Raw genomic sequence first — 22061 nt, forward strand, 5'->3', positions numbered from 1 at the left:
GGGATACCTCCACTCAGGCGTTCGAGCGAGCGTTCTCGAGGCTCCGCCGGGCGGCCTCGACGACCGCTTCGGTGGTGAACCCGAACTTCTCGAACAGGGTCTTGTAGTCGGCCGAGGCGCCGAAGTGCTCGATGGAGACGTTCTCGCCGCTGTCACCGGTGAACCGGTGCCAGCACTGGGAGATCCCGGCCTCGACCGACACGCGGGCGCGCACCGAACGGGGCAGCACCTGGTCCCGGTAGGACTTGTCCTGCCGGTCGAACCACTCCACGCAGGGCATCGAGACGACGCGGGTGGCGACGCCCTCGGCCTCGAGGACCTCGCGGGCCTCCACGGCGAGCTGGACCTCGGATCCGGTGGCCATGAGCACCAGCTCCGGGCTGCCGGAGGAGGCCTCCGCCAGCACGTAACCGCCCTTGGCAACGCCCTCGGCGTCGGTGCCCTCCAGCGTCGGCACGCCCTGGCGGGTCAGCGCCAGGCCGGCCGGGCCGCTGGTGTCCTCCAGCACGGCCTTCCACGCGAAGGCCGTCTCGTTGGCGTCGGCCGGGCGGACCACCGACAGGCCCGGGATGGCGCGCAGCGAGGCGAGCTGCTCGATCGGCTGGTGCGTCGGGCCGTCCTCGCCGAGGCCGATCGAGTCGTGCGTCCACACGTAGATCGTCGGGGCGTTCATCAGCGCCGCGAGCCGCACCGCGGGACGCATGTAGTCGCTGAAGATGAGGAAGGTGCCGCCGTAGGGGCGGGTCCCGCCGTGCAGCGCGATGCCGTTGAGGATCGAGCCCATCGCGTGCTCGCGGACCCCGAAGTGCAGCGTCCGCCCGAAGGGCTGGGCGTTCCACATCCCGGTGGAGATGTGCTTCGGGCCGAACGAGTCGACGCCCTTCATCGTGGTGTTGTTGCTCTCCGCCAGGTCGGCGGAGCCGCCCCACAGCTCCGGCAGCACGTCGGCCAGCGCCGAGAGCACCTCACCGGAGGCCTTGCGGGTGGCGACGCCCTTGCCGTCGGCCTCCCAGGTCGGCAGCTTCTCGGACCAGCCGGCGGGCAGCTCGCGGACCCGGATCCGCTCCAGCAGCGCCTTGCGGTCGGGGTGCTCGGCGGCCCAGGCGTCGTAGGACTTCTGCCACTCGGCGTGGGCGGCCTTGCCCCGCTCGACGACCTGGCGGGCGTGCGAGAGGACCTCGTCGGAGACCTCGAAGGTCTGCTCCGGGTCGAAGCCCAGGGTCTTCTTGATCTCGGCGATCTCCTCGCCGCCCAGCGCGGCACCGTGCGCCTTGCCGGTGTTCATCTTCGTCGGAGCCGGGAAGCCGATCACCGTGCGCAGTACGACCAGCGTCGGCTGCTCCGGCTTGCCCTTGGCCGCGTCCAGCGCGTCCAGCAGGCTGGCGACGTCCTCACCGCCGTCGACGGTGACCACGTGCCAGCCGTAGGCCTCGTAGCGCTTCGCGGTGTCCTCGGACAGCGCGATCCGGGTGTCGTCCTCGATGGAGATCTCGTTCGCGTCGTAGATCACCGTGAGGTTGCCCAGCTGCTGGGTGCCCGCGAACGAGGACGCCTCGGAGGTCACGCCCTCCTCGATGTCGCCGTCGGAGGCGATCACGTAGATCTGGTGGTCGAACGGGCTCTCGCCCGGGGCCGACTCCGGGTCCAGCAGACCCCGCTCGCGGCGGGCGGCGACCGCCATGCCGACGGCGGTGGCCAGGCCCTGCCCGAGCGGACCGGTGGTGGTCTCCACACCGGGGGTGTGCCAGTACTCCGGGTGACCGGGGGTCTTGGAGTCCCAGGTGCGCAGGGCCTTGATGTCGTCCAGCTCCAGCCCGTAACCGGACAGGAAGAGCTGGAGGTACAGCGTCAGGCTGGAGTGGCCGGCGGACAGCACGAAGCGGTCGCGGCCGACCCAGTCGGCGTCGGTGGGGTCGTGCCGCATGACGCGCTGGAACAGCGCGTACGCGGCGGGGGCCAGGCTCATGGCGGTGCCTGGGTGCCCGCTGCCGCATTTCTCGACCGCGTCGGCGGCCAGCACCCGGACCGTGTCCACGGCGCGCTGGTCCAACTCGGTCCAGTCTGCGGGCAGTCGCTTGGTGGTCAAGCGGGCAAGATCGTCGGTGACGGACACGGACGCAGCTCCAGTTTCCCTCGAAGCGGTCCTTCGCGGCTCCGGCGCGTCGCCCGCTGACCCGGACCGATTCGGACCGCAGTTATCCCTCGTCCAGCGGGCAGCCTAGTCGTGACCTCCTGGCCTCGCGGCGGCCCGCCTGAATTGATGCGGCCCTCCACCTGGGTGAGAGGATCGCGGGTCAACCGCCAACGGGGTGCGATCGCCCCACCCGGTGCGCGCCGTCCGCGGCCCGGCGTCGGGCGTGCGGAATTCGCGCTGCTCATCGGCGGTGGCCTCCGGCTGGTGCGACGCTGCGTGTCGGAGGCCTCGCCACCGGCCCGCCCCGCGCTGCGGTCATCCCTCCGAGTGAACGCGGCGCGAACGACCGATCATCCCGGCGGAGCGTGTCCGATGGCTCACCCCACGGTACCGGTCCGGTCGCCGGGGCCGGGACCCTGCGGTGGGGCAGGGGTGTAGCGCGCCTACTATTCAGGGCGGTCGGCCGCCGTTCTCCGCGGCCGCCCCGAGCTGACTAGGAGTTCCATGCCTTCGGTGCGTTCCGCTTCGGGCGGACATCCCGGCTCCACCCGGGTCGCCGGGTTGCCCGGCGGTGCGGTGCTCGGTGCTCCCCGGCCGGGAGCGGCCTCGTGACCACGACCGCGCCCGCCGACTCCGGACGGCGCGCGACGCGCCCCGGCGACCTGCTCAAGGCCTACCTCGGGCTGCTCAAGCCGCGCGTCATCGAGCTGCTGCTGGTGACCACGATCCCGGCGATGCTGCTGGCCGAGCGGGGCATCCCCTCGCCGTGGCTGGTGCTGTGCACCCTCGTCGGCGGGACGATGGCCGCGGGCAGCGCCAACGCGCTCAACTGCGTCGCCGACGCGGACATCGACCAGGTCATGCGGCGAACCCGGGCTCGCCCGCTGGTGCGCCACAGCGTGTCGAACCGGCACGCGCTGATCTTCGGGATCGCGCTCGGGGTCGGTTCCGCCGCGTTCCTCTGGGCGACGACCAACCTGCTCGCCGCGGTGCTGGCCGTGGTGACGATCCTGTTCTACGTCCTGGTCTACACGCTGGTGCTCAAGCGGCGGACCGCGCAGAACATCGTCTGGGGCGGCGCCGCCGGCTGCATGCCGGTGGTGATCGGCTGGGCCGCCGTGACCGGCCGGGTGGACTGGCCCGCGCTGGTGATGTTCGCAATCATCTTCTTCTGGACCCCGCCGCACACCTGGGCGCTGGCGGTGAAGTACAAGGACGACTACGAGCGCGCCGGCGTGCCGATGCTCCCGGTGGTCGCCGAGCCCGCCTACGTGTCCCGGCAGATCGTGGCCTACAGCTGGCTGATGGTGCTGTGGACGCTGCTGCTGGCCCCGGCGACGGGCTGGCTCTACACCGCCTTCGCGGTGCTCTCCGGGGCCTGGTTCCTCTGGCTGGCGCACCGGTTGCACTCGGCGACCAAGCGGGGCGAGCCGACGAAGCCGCTGCGGCTGTTCCACATGTCCAACACCTACCTGATGATCGTGTGCGTCGCGCTGGCCGCGGACTCCGCGCTGGGTCTGCCGGTGCTGGGCTGGCCGCTGCCCTGGTAGCCGCGCGGCAACCCCGGGCCCCGTTCGCGCCGTCCCCTGCACGGACGCCGTCGGCCGTCGCGTGCGACGGTGGGCGCTGATCACCGACCTGGGAGGGACCGATGGGTGCGGAACTGCCCTCGCGGCAGCGGCGTGCGCTGGAACGGCTCGTGGAGCGCGGCACGCTCGACCAGGAGCAGGCGGACGCGGTGCGCGCGGAGTTCGCCGCCGAACCGGCCCCCCGGCGCGGCGGGCTCTGGGAGGTCCTCGGCTACGCGGGCGGCGCGCTGGTGCTGGGCGGCGCCGCGCTGCTGCTGGGCATGTCCTGGGAGGACCTGTCCCGGACCGCGCGGGTGGGCCTGCTGGCCGCGGCCTCCGCGCTGCTGATCGCGGTCGGACTCGGCGTCGCGGGCTCCCCGACAGGGGTGCGCGGGCTCGCCCTCGCCGAGCCCTCGCCGCGCAGCCGCATCGTGGCGGTGCTGTTCGCGCTCGCCTCCGGCACGACCGCGATGGCCGTGGGCTCGGCGCTGGAGGACGTCGCGGCGGTGGACGAGGACCTGGTGGCCTCGGCGGCGGGCCTGCTGGTGGCGGTGGCCGGTTGCGCCGTGCTGCCCTCGGTTCCCGGCCTGCTCGCGAGCGGCGCGTTCGGCTGGTGGGGCGCGCTGCTGCTGGCCGGCGTCGAGCCGGTCGAGGGAGTGTTCGGCGACGGGCAGCTGGTCGAGATGGTGCTGCTCATCGCGCTCGGCCTGGTGTGGGCGGCGCTGAGCGCGGGCGGGGTGCTGGAGCGTCCGGGCCGGGACCGCGCGGGCCGGGTGCGGCGCGACGTGGGCTTCGGCATCGCCGCGGCCACCGCGCTGTCCGGCGCGCAGTGGACCATCGCCGGGCACCAGGCGTGGAGCTACGCCGTGACCTTCGTGCTGGCCGTGGCCTGCTTCGCGGCGTTCCTGCGGGTGCGCGCCACCGTGCTGCTGGTGTTCGGCGTGCTGGGCGTGACCGTCGCGGTGCCCGAGGCGGTCTACGACTGGACCGGTGGAGCCCTGAGCGGGCCGCTGATCGTGCTGCTGGTCGGCGCCGTGCTGCTCGGGGTGGGCGGTCTCGGCCTGCGCCTGCGCAATCGCCTCGGCTGACCGGTTCGACCCCGCCGCCGGCCCGCGGAGGTGCCGGTGGCGGAGCCGCGCCCGATCGGCGCCCGTCCTGCCGGTGGTGGCCGGTTCCCCGAGGGCGCTCAGCGGTCCTCGTGCGGACCGCTGAGGCCCCGCCCGGGTCGTCAGGGGAGCAGGAGGAGCTTGCCGGTGCTGCGGCGGCCTTCGAGGTCCTCGTGGGCCGTCCGGGCCTCCGCCAGCGGGTAGGTGGCGCCGATGCGGATGTCGAGCGTCCCGGCGGCGACCGCCTGGAACAGCTCGCCCGCGCGCCAGTCCAGCTCCTCCCGGCTGAGGATGTGGTGCGCCAGCGATGGCCGGGTCAGGAACACCGAACCCGCCGAGTTCAGCCGCTGCGGGTCCACCGGCGGCACCGGCCCGCTGGAGGCGCCGAACAGCGCGAGCGTCCCGCGCGGGCGCAGCACCGCCAGGCTGCCGTCGAAGGTGTCCTTGCCGACCCCGTCGTAGGCCACGTCCACGCCGCGTCCGTCGGTGAGGTCGCGGACCTCCTCGGCCACGTCCGCCTCCGCGTAGCGGATGATCTCGTCCGCCCCGGCCCGCCGGGCCAGCCGCTCCTTCTCCCCGGTCGACACGGTGCCGATCACGTTGCCGCCGCGAGCCTTGATCAGCTGGGTGAGCAGCAGTCCGACGCCGCCCGCGGCCGCGTGCACCAGCGCGGTCTCGCCGGCCCGCACCGGGTGCGTGGAGTTGACCAGGAAGTGCGCGGTGAGGCCCTGCAGCATCGCGGCGGCCGCCGTCCGGTCCTCGACGGCGTCCGGGATCCGCACCGCGTTGCGCGCCGGCACCACGGCGTGCTCGGCGTAGCCGCCGGGCGACATGGCCCAGGCGATCCGGTCGCCGGGGGAGAACCCGGCGACGTCCGGGCCGACCTCGCGCACGGTGCCCGCGCCCTCGACGCCGGGGACGAACGGCAGCGGGACCTCGTACAGGCCGCTGCGCTGGTAGGTGTCGATGAAGTTCACGCCCGCCGCGGCGACCTCCACCAGCAGCTGGCCGGCCTGCGGCGCGGGCCGGTCCAGCTCGGCCGGTTCCAGCGCTTCCGGTCCGCCGTGCGCCGAAATCCGAATCGCACGCATCCGTGCCTCCCTGCGGTCGTCGTCCTCCCCGGCGCCGGTGCGCCGCCGGGCCCGGGTTCCACTCTGGCAGCACCGCGCCCGGCGGGTGGTGGCCTGGGTAACGGTTCGGCCCCGGTGTCGGGCCCGTTGTCTAGGATCACCCGCATGGCAGCCGAGAACGACACCGAGCAGACCACCCCCGGTCCGTCGCCGAAGGCGGTCGCCAGGGCCAAGGCGTTCGCGCTGGCGCACGGCGGCTCCGCGAAGGCCGTGGTGGAGAACATCGGCCAGGCGGGCGCGCGGCTGGTGCTCATCGGTGAGGACGGCGCGCTCGGCGACGTGCTGGTGGCCGACGTCGCGTCGGGGGAGGCGGTGGTGGAGGCCGTCGAGCAGCTCACCGCCGCCGAGTGGGACGGCGAGACGACGGCCGCGCTGCGGATCGGTCCGGCGCACCGGCGCAAGATGGCCGGCCCCCGCGCCAGGTGACCCGGCCGCGGGTCCTGCTGGCGAGCTGCGCCGCGCTGCCGCGTTCGAACGCCGACGACACAGCGTTGCCCGAGGTGCTGGCGGAGGTGGGCGTCGAGGCGGACTGGGCGCCCTGGGACGACCCGGCCGCGCCGTTCGGCTCGGCGGACCTCGTGGTGCTGCGCAGCACCTGGGACTACCCGGTGCGGCGCAAGGAGTTCCTGGCCTGGTGCGATGCGGTGCCCGCGCTGGCGAACCCCGCAGCGGTCGCGCGCTGGAACACCGACAAGGCCTACCTGGCCGATCTCGCCGCGCACGGGGTCCCGGTGGTGCCGACGGAGCTGATCGCGCCGGGGGAGCCGTTGCGCGCACCGGAGGAGGGGTTCGTGCTCAAGCCCGCGGTCGGGGCGAGCTCGCGCGGGGCCGCCCGGTTCGCCGCGGGGGAGCTCGGCGCGGCCCGCTCCCACCTCGCGGCGCTGCACGCCGAGGACCAGGTGGTGCTCGTCCAGCCCTACCAGCGCGCGGTCGACGGCGAGGGGGAGACGGCGCTGGTGTTCCTCGGCGGCGTCTTCTCGCACGCCTTCGTGAAGGGCGCGATGCTGCCGGATCCGGCGGTGTCCGGGCCGGGCCCGGGGGAGCGGTTCGGGGTGCTGCCGGACGCCGCGCTGCGCCGGGCGGCCGAGGACGCGGTGGACGCCGCGGCCGCGCTGCGCGGGCTGCGCCGGGCTGACCTGCTCTACGCCCGGGTCGATCTGGTGCGCGGCGAGGACGGCGCCCCGGTGCTGCTGGAGCTGGAGCTCACCGAGCCCTCGCTCGGCTTCGCGCAGGCCGATCCGGGGGCTCTCCCGCGGTTCGCCTCCGCCATCCGGGCGGCGGTGGGCTGAGCCGGGCCGTCGGCCCCGCGTGTTGGCTTGGCATTCCGGTTCTCCGGAGTCTATGTTTTCAGCGTCGGTTGAAGTTGATCAGACGGAGGCCCCGAGGTGACCGAGTACGCCCAGCGCACCGATCGTCCCGCGATGTCCGAGTGGATCGAGCAGATGGCCGCGCACTTCGAGGCCAGCGAGGGGATGCCGCTGATCGCGGGCCGGATCCTGGCGTTCCTGCTGATCTGCGATCCACCGGAGCGCACCGCGGCCGAGCTCTCGCACGGCCTCAACGCCAGCAGCGGTTCGGTCAGCACCAACGTCCGGCTGCTGCTGCGGCTCGGGGTGATATCCAAGACCACCCGCCAGGGGCGGGAAGCGGCGCTGTACCGGGTCGAGGAGCACCGCTGGCCCGAGCTCGTCCGGCACCGGATGCAGCAGGTCACCGGTCTGGAGCAGCTCACCGCGCAGGGGCTGCGCATGTTCAGCGGGCAGGGTGAGCGTTCCCGGCGGCTGCGCGCGGTGCACGAGTTCTACACCTGGCTGGCCGGGGAGATGCCGGAGCTGTGGCGCCGCTGGGAGCGCGAGAGCCGCGGCACGCTGCGCTACTGAGCGCGCGGGACGCGCCGCGGCGCGGGCTCACCGGCTGGCGGGGACCGGCTCGGCGGCGCGCGGGGGCGCCGCGGGAACGGCACCGCGGAACCGGGACTCGCACCACAGCAGCGCGGTCGCGGTGATCACGAGCGTGGCACCGAGCACGTGCAGCACCACCATCGCGGCGGGCACGCCCAACAGGTACTGCACCGAGCCCAGCGCGCCCTGCGCCAGCACCAGCACGCAAGCGGCGACGTAGGCCCGCAGCAGCGCCTTCGTCGGCCGCGCCCCGCGCAGCCACACCCCGAAGACCGCCAGCAGGCAGACGTAGGCCATCACCAGCAGCCCGTGCACCTGGACCAGCGTCGGAACCGCCACCACCAGCCGCGGGGTCTCCGCGTCGCCGGCGTGCGGCCCGGCAGCGGTCACCAGGGTGCCCGCGACGAGCATCGCCGCCGTCACGGCGGTCAGCGCGACCAGCAGCCGCCGCATCCGCGCCGGGAGCACGTGCACCGGCTCCTCGTCGCCCTCGCCCGCGGCCTTGAACAGGTACGCGGACAGCCAGATCAGCACCGCCGAGGCCATGAAGTGGATGGACACGCTCCACCAGCTCAGGTCCACCAGCACCGTGATCCCGCCGATGATCGCCTGCGCGACCACGCCCAGCGGCATCACCAGCGCCAGCTTCACCAGCCGGGGCCGCCGGGGGCGCACCTGCCAGGCGGCGAGCAGGCAGGCCAGCGCCACGAAGCCGACCAGGCCGGTCAGCGTCCGGTTGCCGAACTCGATCACCTGGTGCAGGGTCGCCACCTCGGGGTGCTCGACGGGGACCATGCTCCCCGGGAAGCACTGCGGCCAGGTGGGGCAGCCGAGACCGGAACCGGTCACCCGCACCACCGAGCCGGTCACCGAGATCAGCGCCTGGGTGATGAGGACGGCGAGCGCGAGCCCGCGCACGAGGCGGTGGCTGGCGGCGGGGATCCGGGACAGCATCGACGACGTCGGCACGACTCGATGGTAGGCGCCGTCCTGGCCGGGCCCGCCGCCAGGTGGAACCGCGTTCGGCTCACCCCTCGTTCGCGCGCCCGCCTCCCGCGAACGCCTGCCCGGGGAAGGCCCCGGCCTTGGCGATCAGGCGGCTGAGCTGCTTGCCGTGACCGGCGAGGCGCTGAGCGTTCTCCGCGCCCAGATGCGCCCACGGCGCGGCGGCGAGCGCGTCGGTGCGGTGCTCGACGTCCTCGCGGAACTCCCGGCCCGCGGCGGTGATCTCCCCGGCGTCGTCGAGCAGACCGCGCTGCCGCAGCTCGTCCTGGGCCTGCTGCCACTCCTGGTCCGACCAGCCGCGGCTGAGCTGCGCGAACTTCCGGGACAGCCCCTCGCCGCTGGTGATCTGGAGGACCAGCGCCTGCGCGCCGGTGAGACCTGCCTCCTGCAGCACCATCAGGTGCCCGTCGCCGCGGTGCTCGCGCAGCAGCGAGGCGGCGTGCCAGAGCACCAGGTGCGGCGCCTCCGGCCAGTCCAGGTCGGCGTGCCCGGCGAACAGCGGCCGGGCCTCGGGGCGGCAGGCGTCGGTGGCGCGGCGGGCGAGCGCGGCGGCCTCGGCCAGCTCGTCGGACCCGAGGGCCTCCGGGCCGAGCAGCCTGCGCAGCGAGGCGTCGGCGGCGCGGAAGCGGGTCTCCACGACGGTGGCCGGGGCGGCGATCGACCAGGCGCGCGGGATCACCTCGGCGATGATCCGGGGGTTGAAGTTGTAGAAGGTGGCGGCCACGATCCCGGCGCCGACGGCGCCCATCGGGGCGGCGCGTCCCGCGAAGTAGCGCATCGGACGGGTGTCCAGCCCGAGCGCGGTGAACGCCTCGTCGGCGTCCGGGCTGAAGTAGATCATCGAGTGCAGCGCTTCGACGCTGCGGTGGCCGGGCCGGGCCAGCTCGGTACCGGTCGGTGGGGTCGGCTGCGCAGTCATGCGCCCACCCTACTTCCGGTAACAAGAAGGTCCGCTTCTCCCGGCGAGCGCCGGACCGGGGCCTCTCAGGTGAGGCGGGTGGTGCGCAGGGCGAGTGCGCCGGCGGCGGCGGTCCAGGCCAGCAGCACCAGGACCGGCTGCCAGCCGGGCGGCGCGGCGTGCGCGAGGGTGGTCTCCAGCGCGGTGGCCAGCGCCCCGGAGGGCAGCAGTCCGGCGATCGACGCCACCGGCTCGGGCAGGTCGCCCAGGGGCAGCGCGAGCCCGCCGGCCAGCAGCAGCACGAACCAGATCGCGTTCGCCACCGCCAGCACGATCTCCGCGCGGAACGCACCGCCCACCAGCACCCCGGCCGCGCCGAACGCGAGGGTGCCCAGCACCAGCAGCGGGAGCGCCCCGAGCAGGCCCAGCGGGCTCGGGCTCCAGCCCAGCAGCGCGGCCGTCGCCCCGAGCAGCACCGCCTGCAACGCCACCACCAGCAGCGTCGCCAGCACCCGGCCGCTGATCAGGGTCCAGCGCGGCAGCGCGGTCGCGGCCAGTCGCTTGAGCACCCCGTAGCGGCGGTCGAAGCCCAGCGCGATGGCCTGCCCGGTGAAGGCGGTGGACATCACCGCGAGCGCCAGGATCCGCGGTGCCACCGAGTCGACCCGGGGTTCGGGCACGCTGCCGATGTGCAGCGTGCTGAGCCCGATCAGCAGCGCCAGCGGGATGATCAGCGTGAGCAGCGCCTGCTCGCCGTGGCGGATGGTGAGCAGCGCCTCGATCCGGGTGTGCGCGGCCAGCATCCGGAGCGCCCGGCCCCGGCCCGGCGCGGGCCGGAAGGTTCCGGCGGGGAAGCGGTCCCCGGGTTGCGGCGCCTCGCGGCGGCCTGCTCCTGCGGCGGTCACGAGCGCAGCTCCCGTCCGGTGAGGTCGAGGAACACGTCCTCCAGGCTTCGCCTGCTCACCCGCAGCTCGTGGGCGAGCACGCCGTGGCGCGCGCACCAGGCGGTCACGGTGGACACGACCTGCGGGTCGATGGTGCCGCGCACCACGTACTCCCCGGTGCGCTGCTCGGTGGCCTCGTACCCCTCCGGCAGCGCGGTCAGCAGCAGGTCGAGGTCGAGCGCGGTCTCGGAGCGGAACCGCAGCTCCTGTCCGCCGCGCGGGTCGGCGGTGAGCTCGGCCGCGGTCCCGTCGGCGACGGCCCGGCCGTGGTCGACGATGACGACCCGGTCGGCGAGCGCCTCGGCCTCGTCCATCAGGTGCGTGGTCAGCAGCACCCCGACGCCGTCCCGGCGCAGCGCGGCGACCAGCTCCCACACCAGGTGGCGGGCCTGCGGGTCGAGCCCGGCGGTCGGTTCGTCGAGGAACACCAGCTCGGGGCGCCCGACCAGGGCGCAGGCGAGCGAGAGCCGCTGCTGCTGACCGCCGGAGAGCCGCTTGTACGGGGTGCGCCCGGCGGAGCTCAGCCCCAGCACGTCCAGCAGCCAGCGCGGGTCGAGCGGATCGGCCGAGCAGGCCGCGATGAGGTCGAGCATCTCGGCGGCGCGCACGCCCGGGTAGGCGCCGCCGCCCTGCGGCATCACGCCGATGCGGGGCCGGAGCCGCTCGCCGTCGGTGGCGGGGTCGAGGCCGAGGACCCGGACCGTTCCGCCGTCGGGGCGCTGGAAGCCCTCGCAGATCTCGACGGTGGTGGTCTTGCCCGCGCCGTTGGGGCCGAGCAGGGCCAGCACGCTGCCGCGCGGCATCCGCAGGTCGAGCCCCGCGACGGCCGCGGTGTCGCCGAAGCTCTTGGTCAGCCCGCGCACGTCGAGCGCGCTGCCGTCCGCGGCCGGGGCGTCGAGCGCCGCACCGGCCGGGGGAGTGCTCGCGGCTTCCTTCACGACGTCCAAGCCTATGACGTGACGGGGCGCGCATCCGCCCGGGTCGGCAGCAGCGGCGGCACCTTGCCGCGCACGAGCCAGAGCAGGACGGCGAAGGCGATCAGCGAGGCGATCACGGCGAACGGGATCTGGTAGGCGCGCAGGACGTACGCCGCGCCGGTGGGCGGGACCACGAGCGCGACGACGGAGCAGATCGCGGCCGCGCCGAGCCGGAACCGGTGGTCGTGGGTGGACAGCGACAGCGGGACGACCATCCACAGCAGGTACCAGGGGTGCAGGACCGGCCCGAACACGGCGAGCGTGCCGAGGGTGATGCCGAGCGCGGCCAGCGGCTCGATGCGCCCCTTGAACGACAGCCACAGCAGCCGCAGGCACACCCCGCCGGTGATGGCGTAGCCGAAGATCTTGGTGATGACCAGCATCGAGTTGGTGTGGTTGCCCAGACCGAGCAGCATCCCGAGCCCGCCGCCGGTCATCCCGAACGCGGTCATCGGCGCCAGCCAGGTCTTGATCCGGTTCGGCACGTCGTAGGTCTCGATCCAGCCGAGACCCCAGCCGCTGACCACCGTGATGATCGTCATCGTGGCGAGCAGCACCACGCCGAGCAGCGCGGCGACGCCGACGAGGTCGCGCATCCGCCCTCCGCGCCGGCGCGCCACGTAGATGCCGAAGAAGCCGAGCGCGACGAACCCGGGCGGTTTGATCGCGCCGCCGATGCTCAGCAGCACCCCGGCGGCGATCACGCCGAGCGGGGTGCGCCAGCGCAGCCCGAGCTCGATGGCGGCGAGCATGATGCCGACCAGCAGCGCCTCGTTGTGCGCGCCGCTGACGACGTGGAACAGCGTGATCGGGTTGGCGGCCGAGAGCCACAGCGCGGCCACCGGGTGCACTCCGCAGCGCGCCGCGAGCCGCGGGATGGCCCAGATCGCCAGCATCAGCCCGATGATCATCACGACCCGCCACAACAGCACGCCGAACACCACGTCGTCGCCGATGACGCGGGCGATGTGCTGGCCGAACAGCAGGAACAGCGGACCGTAGGGGGAGGGCGTGTCGCGCCAGATGTTCGGCACGTTGGCCACCAGCGGGTGATCCACGCCGAGCGCCGTCCCGGGGCCCAGCGCGTACGGGTTGATCCCGAGCGCGGCCACCGCGTTCTGCGCCAGGTAGGTGTACATGTCGGTGCTGAACAGCGGCGGTGCCACGGCCAGCGGCAGCCCCCACATCACGACGGTGCGGTCCATCTGGGTGCGGCTGACGATGCGGTCGCGCCCGGGCCAGGAGAGCTTGCCCAGCCACAGCCAGGCGGTGACCACCATGAGCATCCCGAGCCAGGCGCAGGCCATCGCGACCGTGGGGATGCGGGCGGGCAGCCCGAGCAGCCGGACCCCGATCAGCGGGTTGTCGACCGGCGCGGCCCCGGCTCCGATCGCGCCGAAGGCGAGCACCAGCGACCCGGTGGTGCCGAAGCGGCGGACCAGGTCGAGCTGGCGGCGCTCGGCTCCGGCCAGCGGCGCGGGCTGGTGCGCGCCGGGCGGGCCGCCCGCGTAGGCGGTGTCGCCGCTGGGGGTCTCGCCGCTGCGGCCGCGCTCGGGGGCAGCGGTGACCGCCGAGGTCCCGTCCGCGCCCGGTGGGCGCTCCGCGTCCCGCTCGTCCGCTGCGCCGGCCGCCCGTTCGTTCGTCTCCCCTGCACCCACGCCGCCGAAGCTTAGGGCAGCGCGCGTCGGCCGCCGTCCGCCGCCGCACAACCGCCGATCAGGGTGAGCCGGGTCACGTTGCCGGGCCTGCCGTCTGGTGTGGCGGACCTAAATAGGTAACATCGGTGTTGTGAAATACGCCGGAACGACTCCACCGGCTGCGGCCGCCGACCCGGGTGCCGCGGCTCCGGGTGCGGGCGGGCAGTCCGGAGACGGGCGTACCCGGCACTCGGTCGCCCGCCTCCTGCTGGAGCGCGGACCGATCACCGCCGCGGCGGTGGCCGAGGAGCTCGGGCTCAGCTCCGTCGCGGTGCGCAGGCACCTCGACGCGCTGGTCACCGAGGGCGAGGCCTACACCAGGGAGTCCTCGGCGCGTCAGCGCCGGGGTCGCGGCAGGCCCGCGAAGCTGTTCCTGCTGACCGAGGTCGGCAGGACCAGGTTCGGGCACGCCTACGACGACCTGGCGGCGGCCGCGCTGCGGTTCATCGCCGAGACGGACGGCGAGCAGGCCGTGCGGTCGTTCGCGCGCAAGCGCATCGCCGCGCTGGTCGCTCACCACCGGGAGGCGCTGGCCGCCGCGCGGACCAGGGCCGAACGGGCCGAGGTCCTCGCCGGGGCCCTCACCCGGGAGGGCTACGCTGCTTCGACGCGCAGCGTGGCCTCCGGAGAGCAGCTCTGCCAGCACCACTGCCCGGTGGCGCACGTCGCTGCGGACTTCCCGCAGCTGTGCGAGGCCGAGACCGAGGCGTTCGCCGAGGTCCTCGGCACCCACGTGCAGCGGTTGGCCACCATCGCCAACGGCGATGCGGCCTGCACGACGCACGTACCGCTCACGCGGTCCGAGCGAACCGCCGAGCACGGCCCGGAGACCCAGGTCCTCCCGGAGTCCGCGCCGGTAGCAACCGATCCGGCTGCCTCCGACCGGTCCTGGACCGGCGGGCAGCAGACCGCCCCGATTCCTGACGGAGGGGAGTCCGTATGACTGCCGCTGCCGAGCAGCGCACACCCACCACGGCGTCGAACACCTCTGGCCAGCTCAGCCAAGAGGAGACGCTGGCCACCCTGGGCAACTACGAGTACGGCTGGGCCGACAAGGACGTCGCGGGCGAAGGCGCGCGGCGCGGGCTCAACGAGGACGTCGTCCGGGAGATCTCGGCCAAGAAGGACGAGCCGGAGTGGATGCTCGAAGCGCGGCTCAAGGCGCTGCGGCTGTTCGAGCGCAAGCCGATGCCGAACTGGGGCGCCGACCTCTCGGGCATCGACTTCGACAACATCAAGTACTTCGTGCGCTCGACCGAGAAGCAGGCCCAGAGCTGGGAGGACCTGCCCGAGGACATCAAGAACACCTACGACCGGCTGGGCATCCCGGAAGCGGAGAAGCAGCGGCTCGTCGCCGGTGTCGCCGCCCAGTACGAGTCCGAGGTGGTCTACCACAAGATCCGCGAGGACCTCGAGGAGAAGGGCGTCCAGTTCCTGGACACCGACACCGCGCTGCGCGAGCACCCGGAGATCTTCAAGGAGTACTTCGGCTCGGTCATCCCGGCCGGGGACAACAAGTTCTCCGCGCTGAACACCGCGGTGTGGTCCGGCGGCTCGTTCATCTACGTGCCGAAGGGCGTGCACGTCGACATCCCGCTGCAGGCCTACTTCCGGATCAACACCGAGAACATGGGCCAGTTCGAGCGGACGCTGATCGTCGTCGACGAGGACGCCTACGTCCACTACGTCGAGGGCTGCACCGCCCCGATCTACTCCAGCGACTCGCTGCACTCGGCGGTCGTGGAGATCGTGGTCAAGAAGGGCGCGCGCTGCCGCTACACGACCATCCAGAACTGGTCGAACAACGTCTACAACCTGGTCACCAAGCGGGCCAAGGCCGAAGAGGGCGCGACCATGGAGTGGGTCGACGGCAACCTCGGCTCCAAGGTCACGATGAAGTACCCGTCGGTCTTCCTGATGGGCGAGCACGCCAAGGGCGAGGTGCTCTCGGTGGCGTTCGCCGGTGAGGGCCAGCACCAGGACGCGGGCGCGAAGATGGAGCACATGGCTCCGCACACCTCCTCGACGATCGTGTCCAAGTCGATCGCCCGCGGTGGTGGCCGCACCTCCTACCGGGGTCTGGTGAAGGTCGCCAAGCGCGCCAACCACTCGGCCTCCACGGTCAAGTGCGACGCGCTGCTGGTCGACACGATCAGCCGTTCCGACACCTACCCCTACGTCGACGTGCGCGTCGACGACGTGTCCATGGGCCACGAGGCCACCGTCTCGAAGGTCAGCGACGACCAGCTGTTCTACCTGATGCAGCGCGGGCTGACCGAGGACGAGGCCATGGCGATGATCGTGCGCGGCTTCGTGGAGCCGATCGCGCGCGAGCTGCCCATGGAGTACGCGCTGGAACTGAACCGCCTGATCGAGCTGCAGATGGAAGGGGCCGTCGGCTGAGATGACGAGCACCACTGACACCGCCGACGCCCAGCACGGCCTGACCGGGCACTCCCACGGAGGGGCTGTGGTTCCGCAGTCCTCCCGCGGCGAGCGCTTCACCTCCTACGACGTCGAGGCGTTCGAGGTCCCCGGCGGCCGCGAGGAGGACTGGCGGTTCACCCCGACCAAGCGGCTCAAGGGCCTGCACGACGGCACCGCGCCGGCCACCGGCTCCGCGCGCGTCGAGGTCGAGGCGGGCGCCGAGGTGACCGTCGAGACGGTCGGCCGCGACGACGAGCGGCTCGGCAAGGGCGGCGTGCCCGCCGACCGCGTCGCGGCGCAGGCCTGGAGCTCCTTCGAGCAGGCCACCGTCGTCACGATCCCGAAGGACGTGCGGCCCGCCGAGCCGATCAGCGTCGTCGTGCACGGCCCCGGCGCCGGTGAGACGGCGTACGGCCACGTGCAGATCCGCGCCGAGCGGTTCGCCGAGGCCGTCGTCGTGCTCGACTACCGCGGCTCCGGCGTGCTGGGCGAGAACGTCGAGTTCGTCACCGACGACTCGGCGCGGCTGTCCGTCGTGTCCGTGCACGACTGGGACGACGACGCGACCCAGGTCAGCTCCGAGCACGCCTACCTGGGCCGGGACTCGGTGTTCCGGCACCTGGCGGTGACCCTCGGCGGCGACCTGGTCCGGGTCAACACCACGGTCACCTACGGCGACAAGGGCGGCGACGCCGAGCTGCTGGGCCTGTACTTCGCCGACGCGGGGCAGCACCTGGAGCACCGGATGCTCGTGGACCACGCGCAGCCGAACTGCCGCAGCAACGTGCTCTACAAGGGCGCGCTGCAGGGCGACGGGGCGCACTCGGTGTGGATCGGCGACGTGCTCATCCGCGCGGCCGCCGAGGGCACCGAGACCTTCGAGCTCAACCGGAACCTGGTGCTCACCGAGGGCGCCCGCGCCGACTCGGTGCCGAACCTGGAGATCGAGACCGGTGAGATCGAGGGCGCCGGTCACGCCAGCGCCACCGGCCGGTTCGACGACGAGCAGCTGTTCTACCTCCAGGCCCGGGGCATCCCGAAGGAGCAGGCCCGCAGGCTGGTGGTGCGCGGTTTCTTCGGCGAGATCCTGCAGAAGATCACCGTGCCGGAGGTCCGCGAGCGGCTCGAAGCCGCCATCGAGGCCGAACTGGCCGTCGTCGGCGCCTGAGCGCCCCGCCCACCCAGACTTCCCTTCCGAGTACCAGGAGAACACAAGCACAATGGCCACCCTGGAGATCAAGGACCTGCACGGCTCCGTCCTCACCGACGAGGGCGCCAAGCCGATCCTCAACGGCGTGAACCTCAAGGTCGACTCCGGTGAGATCCACGCGATCATGGGGCCGAACGGCTCCGGCAAGTCGACCCTCGCCTACGCCATCGCCGGGCACCCCAAGTACCGCATCGACTCCGGTTCGGTCCTGCTCGACGGCGAGGACGTGCTGGAGATGAGCGTGGACGAGCGCGCCCGCGCGGGCCTGTTCCTCGCCATGCAGTACCCGGTCGAGGTGCCGGGCGTGTCGATGTCGAACTTCCTGCGCAGCGCCGCGACCGCGGTCCGCGGCGAGGCCCCGCAGATCCGGCACTGGGTCAAGGAGGTCAAGCAGGCGATGACCGACCTCGACATCGACCCCTCCTTCGCCGAGCGCAGCGTCAACGAGGGCTTCTCCGGCGGTGAGAAGAAGCGGCACGAGATCCTGCAGCTGGACCTGCTGAACCCGAAGTTCGCGATCCTCGACGAGACCGACTCCGGCCTCGACGTCGACGCCCTGCGCGTGGTGTCCGAGGGCGTGAACCGCTACACCGGCAAGGGCGACCGGGGCGTGCTGCTGATCACGCACTACACCCGGATCCTGAACCACATCACGCCGGACCACGTCCACGTGTTCGCCGGCGGCAAGGTCGTCGAGTCCGGCGGGCCGGAGCTGGCCGACGAGCTGGAGAAGAACGGCTACGTGCGGTTCACCAGCAAGAAGGAGGCCGTCGCGCAGTCATGACCGCTCAGCCCCTCACCACCGCCGGTGCGGCCGCCGGGCCCCTGGACGTCGCGGCGATCCGCTCCGACTTCCCGATCCTCGGCCGCACCATCCGCGACGATCGGCGCCTGGTCTACCTGGACTCGGGGGCGACCTCGCAGCGCCCGCGCCAGGTGCTCGACGCGGAGCGCTCCTTCCTGGAGACCTCCAACGCGGCGGTGCACCGGGGCGCGCACCAGCTCTCCGAGGAGGCCACCGACGCCTACGAGGGCGCCCGCGCCACGATCGCCCGCTTCATCGGGGCGGGAGTGGACGAGGTCGTGTTCACCAAGAACGCGACCGAGGGCGTCAACCTCGTCGCCTACGCGATGAGCAACGCCGCCACGGGCGGTCCCGAGGCGGAGCGCTTCCGCCTCGGGCCGGGCGACGAGGTCGTGGTCACCGAGATGGAGCACCACGCCAACCTCGTTCCGTGGCAGGAGCTGTGCCGGCGCACCGGGGCGACCCTGCGCTGGTTCGGCGTCACCGAGGACGGCAGGCTCGACCTCTCCGACGTGGCCGGGGTGATCACCGAGAACGCCAAGGTGGTCGCCGTGGCGCACCAGTCCAACGTGCTCGGCACGGTGAACCCGCTGGCGGAGATCGTCGCGCGGGCGCACCAGGTCGGCGCGCTGGTGCTGCTCGACGCCTGCCAGTCGGTGCCGCACGCGCCGGTGGACCTCGGCGCGCTGGACGTCGACTTCGCGGTGTTCTCCGGGCACAAGATGCTCGGCCCCTCCGGGGTCGGCGTGCTCTACGGGCGCCACGAGCTGCTGCGCGCCATGCCGCCGTTCCTCACCGGTGGTTCGATGATCGAGATGGTGCACATCGACCGCGCCACGTTCGCGGAGCCGCCGCAGCGGTTCGAGGCGGGCGTGCCGATGAGTTCGCAGGTCGTCGGGCTCGGCGCGGCCGTGGACTACCTCTCGGTGGTCGGCATGGAGCGCATCGCCGCGCACGAGGAGAAGCTCGCCGCGGCGGCGTTGGCGGAGCTGGAGTCGATCGACGGGGTGCGCATCATCGGGCCCCGCGACACCGAATCCCGAGGTGCCACGGTGGCCTTCGTCGTCGACGGGGTGCACCCGCACGACGCTGGCCAGGTCCTCGACGACATGGGCGTCGAGGTCCGCGTCGGCCACCACTGCGCGTGGCCGCTGCACCGGAGCTTCGGGGTGCCCGCCACCGTGCGGGCGAGTTTCTACCTCTACAACGATCTGGACGAGGTCCGGGCGCTCGGGGATGCTGTGCGGGAGGCCCAGCGTTTCTTCGGTGTCGGGTGAAGGCTGAAGGACGTGTGATGCAGCTGGAGCAGATGTACCAGGAGATCATCCTGGACCACTACCGCAACCCGCACGGCCGGGGCCTGCGGGATCCGTTCGACGCGGAGTCCTTCCAGGTCAACCCGGTGTGCGGGGACGAGGTGACGCTGCGGGTCCACGTGACCGGCAGCGGACCCGACGCGACCGTCGAGGACGTCTCCTACGAGGGGCAGGGCTGTTCGATCAGCCAGGCCTCCGTCTCCGTGCTCACCGACCTGGTCATCGGCCGGTCGGTGAAGGAGGCGATGGGCAAGCAGGCCGCGTTCAGCGAGCTCATGCAGGGGCGCGGCCAGGTGGAGCCCGACGAGGACGTCCTGGAGGACGGCATCGCGTTCGCCGGGGTGGCGAAGTACCCGGCGCGCGTGAAGTGCGCGCTGCTGGGGTGGATGGCTTTCAAGGACGCCGTGTCGCGCGTCGTCGACGAAGTGGGAGCGTCATGACAGACCAGACCCAGGTTCAGGACCAGGCCGCGGGCGAGGCCACCGACGTGGCGCGCGGCGCCGAGAACCTGCCGGAGCCGCCCGCTCCGGCCGCGGAGCTCGCCGCGCTCGAAGACGTGGAGGAGGCGCTGCGCGACGTCGTGGACCCCGAGCTGGGGATCAACGTCGTCGATCTCGGCCTCGTCTACGACGTCCGCGTCGAGCCGGACAACAGCGCCACGGTGGACATGACGTTGACCTCGGCCGCGTGCCCGCTGACCGACGTGATCGAGGAGCAGGCCCGCTCCGCGCTCACCGGCGGTCCCGGCGGCGGCCTGGTCGACGACTTCCGCATCAACTGGGTGTGGATGCCGCCGTGGGGCCCGGAGAAGATCACCGAGGAGGGCCGGGAGCAGCTGCGCGCCCTCGGCTTCACCGTCTGACGGCGGTCTCCTGGCAGCTGGCCCCCGGTTCCCCGCGCGGGAGCCGGGGGCCGGTTCACGTCCGCGCCGTCCCGCGCCCGGGTGCCAGCGGTGCCCCGCCGCCGGGGCCGGCGCGGGGCGGTCCCTGGTCCGGCGCCGCGCGGCGCCCCGGGTCCTCCGGGTGGAGTTCGGTCGGCGTCGGCCGGGGCTCGCCGCGCAGCACGTCCACGTGCTCGGACCCGGGCCGCGACATCACCCAGCTGGAGCCCGTGAGGTCCTTGGCCCGGTGCTTGAGCGGCGCCAGCAGCCGCGAGGCCTCGTCGTAGCCGGCCACGGTGCTGCGGGTGCACACCAGCGTGGCCAACGACAGCGTCACCGGCACCCCGCCCGCTTCGCGCTCGGGGTCCAGCAGCAGTTCCGAGAGCGGCACCAGGTCGTCCAGGTCCGCCACCAGCAGGAAGTCGTCCCCGCCGACGTGCCCGACCCGCACCGAGGGCAGCGCGGTCGCCGCGTCGGTCAGCCCGCGCCCGACCGAGCGGATCAGGTCGTCCCCCGCGGAGAAGCCGACCTCGTCGTTGACGCTCTTGAACCCGTCGATGTCCAGCCAGCTCACCGCGAACACGTCACCGGCGGCGATGCGCCTGCCCACGTCCCGGGCGATGGCATCGCTGCCGGGCAGCCGGGTCAGCGGGTTCAGCGCGGCGGCCTCCTCCACCTTGAGATCGGCCATGCCGCGGATGAGGTGCCCGGCCCGCACCGCGCCCAGGCAGCGCCCCGCCTCGTCCACCACGATCGCGTCGTCGTACATCCGGTGCTGGTCGGAGCGGGTGACCAGGCCCAGCGCCTCGATGGCGGTGGTGGCGGTGGTGACCACCCGCGGTTCGTCGGCCAGCCGGGACGCCGCCCGTTGCGCGTGCAGCGCGTGCCCGTAGGGGCCGGTGACGGCGAGCAGGAAGCGGTTCCGGTCGATGGTGAACTGGGGCCGGTTCTGCTCGTCGACCAGCACCACTCCGCTGATCTCCGGGTGGTCGGCCAGCACGCCGCGCACCTCGTCGGCGGTGACCTCGACCGGCAGCACGGTGGCGGGGGAGAGGAACTCGGTGACCCTGGGCCCGGCGGCGAGGGTGCTCACCGGCTGCCCGGCGGGGTCGGTGATCTCGGCGGCCACCCCGGGCACGGTGATCGTCGTCGGCGGGCGGCGCGCGGGGGGCGCCAGCAGGTTGCCCTGCACCAGCCGGACTCCGGCGCGCCGCAGCGCGGACAGCTGCCGGTCGTCCTCCACCCCCTCGGCCACCAGGTCCGCCCCGGCGGCCTCGCAGAGGTGGCGGACCGATTCGAGGACGGCCCGGCGCGGCGCCGAGTCCGGCAGGCCCTCGACGACGCCGCGGTCCAGCTTCACCATGCCGGGCTCGACGTCGGCGATGAGCACCAGCGGGACGTCGCCCTCGCCGACCCCGTCGACGGCGATCTGGAAGCCCTGCTCCTTGAGCGCCCGGACCCCCGCGACCAGCTCGGCGGGGTCCAACCGGGCGAACGGCGGGCCGATCTCCAGGGTTACGTCGCGTTCGCGGCGGCCGACCTCGCGCAGCCGTTCGCGCAGCAGTTCCAGCCGGGGCAGGTCGTGGGCGACGGTGCCGCCGAAGACGTTCAGGTGCAGCGGCAGCAGCGTCTCGTGGTCGGCGGCGGCGCTGACGGCGGCGCGGGCGAGGCCCACGTCGAGCTCGGTGAGCCTGCGGTGCGCGGCGGCCTCCCGGAACAGGTCGCGCACGGTGCGGCCGGTGGGCCGGCAGAGGGCCTCGACCGCCACGACGGCACCGGTCTTGACGTTGATCAGGGGCTGGAACGCGAAGCGCACGTCGTCGACCAGGGCGAGCACGGGGTCGATGCTGCCCGCGCTCACGGCTCCCCACCGAGCGGGTTCACGACCTGTTCACCGGCATCTCAGCTGCTCCTCGCCTCCGGACGGCGGCCTTCCCGGATGCCAACCTAGCGCGCCCGACCGACTCCCAGCACCCGTCTCGACCGCGCGCTGTGGGCACCGCCACAGGGCCTCTGACGTGCGGTTCGCCCGGATCCGCCGGGGTATCGATTTCCCGGGCGCG

At 73.2% G+C, this 22061-nt stretch carries 20 protein-coding genes; 12 read left to right on the forward strand and 8 right to left on the reverse strand.

All coding sequences use genetic code 11. From position 1 onward, the window contains the following. Positions 1-13: 13 nt before the first annotated feature. Positions 14-2113, reverse strand: a complete 2100-nt coding sequence (gene tkt / locus ACL03H_RS05740; protein ID WP_412810034.1) for a transketolase — start codon at positions 2111-2113, stop codon at positions 14-16. A 629-nt stretch (positions 2114-2742) separates the two neighbouring features. On the opposite strand from tkt, the gene ACL03H_RS05745 reads away from it, so the two are divergent. Then, the gene (locus ACL03H_RS05745; protein WP_412810035.1) at positions 2743-3684 is read left to right on the forward strand and encodes a heme o synthase; all 942 of its coding nucleotides are present in this window, start codon (positions 2743-2745) and stop codon (positions 3682-3684) included. A gap of 101 nt (positions 3685-3785) precedes the next feature. Next, positions 3786-4790, forward strand: coding sequence for a DUF2157 domain-containing protein (locus tag ACL03H_RS05750; RefSeq protein WP_412810036.1), 1005 nt, complete (start codon positions 3786-3788; stop codon positions 4788-4790). 140 nt (positions 4791-4930) lie between these two features. Here the strand turns inward: ACL03H_RS05750 and ACL03H_RS05755 are convergent, their stop codons facing one another. Then, positions 4931-5899, reverse strand: coding sequence for a quinone oxidoreductase family protein (locus tag ACL03H_RS05755; RefSeq protein ID WP_412810037.1), 969 nt, complete (start codon positions 5897-5899; stop codon positions 4931-4933). A 144-nt stretch (positions 5900-6043) separates the two neighbouring features. Between ACL03H_RS05755 and ACL03H_RS05760 the strand changes: the two genes are divergently transcribed. The 3 genes from ACL03H_RS05760 (at position 6044) to ACL03H_RS05770 (ending at position 7818) form a co-directional block, all read left to right on the forward strand. Continuing rightward, entirely contained in the window at positions 6044-6364 is a 321-nt protein-coding gene (locus ACL03H_RS05760) for a hypothetical protein (RefSeq protein ID WP_412810038.1), read from the forward strand. Then, positions 6361-7227 (forward strand): ATP-grasp domain-containing protein, encoded by an 867-nt coding sequence (locus tag ACL03H_RS05765; protein WP_412810039.1) that lies wholly within the window; start codon positions 6361-6363, stop codon positions 7225-7227. Before ACL03H_RS05760 ends, ACL03H_RS05765 begins: the two co-directional genes overlap by 4 nt. A 96-nt stretch (positions 7228-7323) precedes the next feature. Continuing rightward, positions 7324-7818: a GbsR/MarR family transcriptional regulator gene (locus ACL03H_RS05770; protein WP_412810040.1), complete on the forward strand. Its 495-nt coding sequence runs from the start codon at positions 7324-7326 to the stop codon at positions 7816-7818. A 27-nt stretch (positions 7819-7845) separates the two neighbouring features. On the opposite strand, the gene ACL03H_RS05775 is transcribed toward ACL03H_RS05770, so the two are convergent. The 5 genes from ACL03H_RS05775 to mptB form a co-directional block, all read right to left on the reverse strand. Beyond that, entirely contained in the window at positions 7846-8808 is a 963-nt protein-coding gene (locus tag ACL03H_RS05775; protein ID WP_412810041.1) for a COX15/CtaA family protein, read from the reverse strand. A 58-nt stretch (positions 8809-8866) separates the two neighbouring features. Continuing rightward, the gene (locus ACL03H_RS05780; RefSeq protein WP_412810042.1) at positions 8867-9763 is read right to left on the reverse strand and encodes an SCO6745 family protein; all 897 of its coding nucleotides are present in this window, start codon (positions 9761-9763) and stop codon (positions 8867-8869) included. Positions 9764-9828: 65 nt separating this feature from the next. Next, positions 9829-10545 carry an ABC transporter permease gene (locus ACL03H_RS05785; protein ID WP_412810233.1) on the reverse strand — a complete coding sequence of 239 codons (717 nt, stop codon included), beginning with the start codon at positions 10543-10545 and terminating at the stop codon, positions 9829-9831. A gap of 98 nt (positions 10546-10643) precedes the next feature. Next, on the reverse strand, positions 10644-11549 hold the full coding sequence (locus tag ACL03H_RS05790; protein WP_412810234.1) for an ABC transporter ATP-binding protein: 906 nt from the start codon (positions 11547-11549) through the stop codon (positions 10644-10646). An 86-nt stretch (positions 11550-11635) separates the two neighbouring features. Continuing rightward, positions 11636-13321, reverse strand: coding sequence for a polyprenol phosphomannose-dependent alpha 1,6 mannosyltransferase MptB (gene mptB / locus ACL03H_RS05795; protein WP_412810043.1), 1686 nt, complete (start codon positions 13319-13321; stop codon positions 11636-11638). A gap of 130 nt (positions 13322-13451) precedes the next feature. Here mptB and ACL03H_RS05800 point away from each other — a divergent pair, with 130 nt between their 5' ends. Genes ACL03H_RS05800 through ACL03H_RS05830 form a run of 7 tightly spaced genes read left to right on the forward strand, consistent with a single transcriptional unit; the run spans position 13452 to position 19980 of the window. After that, positions 13452-14303 carry a helix-turn-helix transcriptional regulator gene (locus tag ACL03H_RS05800; protein WP_412810044.1) on the forward strand — a complete coding sequence of 284 codons (852 nt, stop codon included), beginning with the start codon at positions 13452-13454 and terminating at the stop codon, positions 14301-14303. Then, positions 14300-15763, forward strand: coding sequence for a Fe-S cluster assembly protein SufB (gene sufB / locus ACL03H_RS05805; protein ID WP_412810045.1), 1464 nt, complete (start codon positions 14300-14302; stop codon positions 15761-15763). The genes ACL03H_RS05800 and sufB overlap by 4 nt, the downstream gene beginning before the upstream one ends. 1 nt (position 15764) lies before the next feature. After that, the gene (gene sufD / locus ACL03H_RS05810; protein ID WP_412810046.1) at positions 15765-16955 is read left to right on the forward strand and encodes a Fe-S cluster assembly protein SufD; all 1191 of its coding nucleotides are present in this window, start codon (positions 15765-15767) and stop codon (positions 16953-16955) included. A gap of 52 nt (positions 16956-17007) precedes the next feature. Next, positions 17008-17781, forward strand: coding sequence for a Fe-S cluster assembly ATPase SufC (gene sufC / locus ACL03H_RS05815; RefSeq protein WP_412810047.1), 774 nt, complete (start codon positions 17008-17010; stop codon positions 17779-17781). Then, complete coding sequence (locus tag ACL03H_RS05820) at positions 17778-19079, forward strand: cysteine desulfurase (RefSeq protein WP_412810048.1); 1302 nt, start codon at positions 17778-17780, stop codon at positions 19077-19079. The genes sufC and ACL03H_RS05820 overlap by 4 nt, the downstream gene beginning before the upstream one ends. A 17-nt stretch (positions 19080-19096) precedes the next feature. Beyond that, positions 19097-19558: a Fe-S cluster assembly sulfur transfer protein SufU gene (sufU, locus tag ACL03H_RS05825; protein ID WP_412810049.1), complete on the forward strand. Its 462-nt coding sequence runs from the start codon at positions 19097-19099 to the stop codon at positions 19556-19558. Next, on the forward strand, positions 19555-19980 hold the full coding sequence (locus tag ACL03H_RS05830; protein WP_412810050.1) for a metal-sulfur cluster assembly factor: 426 nt from the start codon (positions 19555-19557) through the stop codon (positions 19978-19980). The genes sufU and ACL03H_RS05830 overlap by 4 nt, the downstream gene beginning before the upstream one ends. 55 nt (positions 19981-20035) lie before the next feature. Here the strand turns inward: ACL03H_RS05830 and ACL03H_RS05835 are convergent, their stop codons facing one another. Next, on the reverse strand, positions 20036-21859 hold the full coding sequence (locus ACL03H_RS05835; protein WP_412810051.1) for a GGDEF domain-containing protein: 1824 nt from the start codon (positions 21857-21859) through the stop codon (positions 20036-20038). Between the last annotated feature and the right edge of the window lie 202 nt (positions 21860-22061).

Origin of the sequence: Saccharopolyspora antibiotica (assembly GCF_047200635.1) — a bacterium.
GTDB lineage: Bacteria > Actinomycetota > Actinomycetes > Mycobacteriales > Pseudonocardiaceae > Saccharopolyspora_C.

Coding starts and splice junctions, on each gene's coding strand:
- ACL03H_RS05785 (WP_412810233.1), bottom strand. CDS start 10,545: ATGCTGGCCGCGCACACCCGGATCGAGGCGCTGCTCACCATCCGCCAC.
- sufB (WP_412810045.1), top strand. CDS start 14,300: ATGACTGCCGCTGCCGAGCAGCGCACACCCACCACGGCGTCGAACACC.
- sufD (WP_412810046.1), top strand. CDS start 15,765: ATGACGAGCACCACTGACACCGCCGACGCCCAGCACGGCCTGACCGGG.
- ACL03H_RS05760 (WP_412810038.1), top strand. CDS start 6,044: ATGGCAGCCGAGAACGACACCGAGCAGACCACCCCCGGTCCGTCGCCG.
- ACL03H_RS05780 (WP_412810042.1), bottom strand. CDS start 9,763: ATGACTGCGCAGCCGACCCCACCGACCGGTACCGAGCTGGCCCGGCCC.
- ACL03H_RS05830 (WP_412810050.1), top strand. CDS start 19,555: ATGACAGACCAGACCCAGGTTCAGGACCAGGCCGCGGGCGAGGCCACC.
- ACL03H_RS05750 (WP_412810036.1), top strand. CDS start 3,786: ATGGGTGCGGAACTGCCCTCGCGGCAGCGGCGTGCGCTGGAACGGCTC.
- sufU (WP_412810049.1), top strand. CDS start 19,097: ATGCAGCTGGAGCAGATGTACCAGGAGATCATCCTGGACCACTACCGC.
- ACL03H_RS05755 (WP_412810037.1), bottom strand. CDS start 5,899: ATGCGTGCGATTCGGATTTCGGCGCACGGCGGACCGGAAGCGCTGGAA.
- ACL03H_RS05820 (WP_412810048.1), top strand. CDS start 17,778: ATGACCGCTCAGCCCCTCACCACCGCCGGTGCGGCCGCCGGGCCCCTG.
- sufC (WP_412810047.1), top strand. CDS start 17,008: ATGGCCACCCTGGAGATCAAGGACCTGCACGGCTCCGTCCTCACCGAC.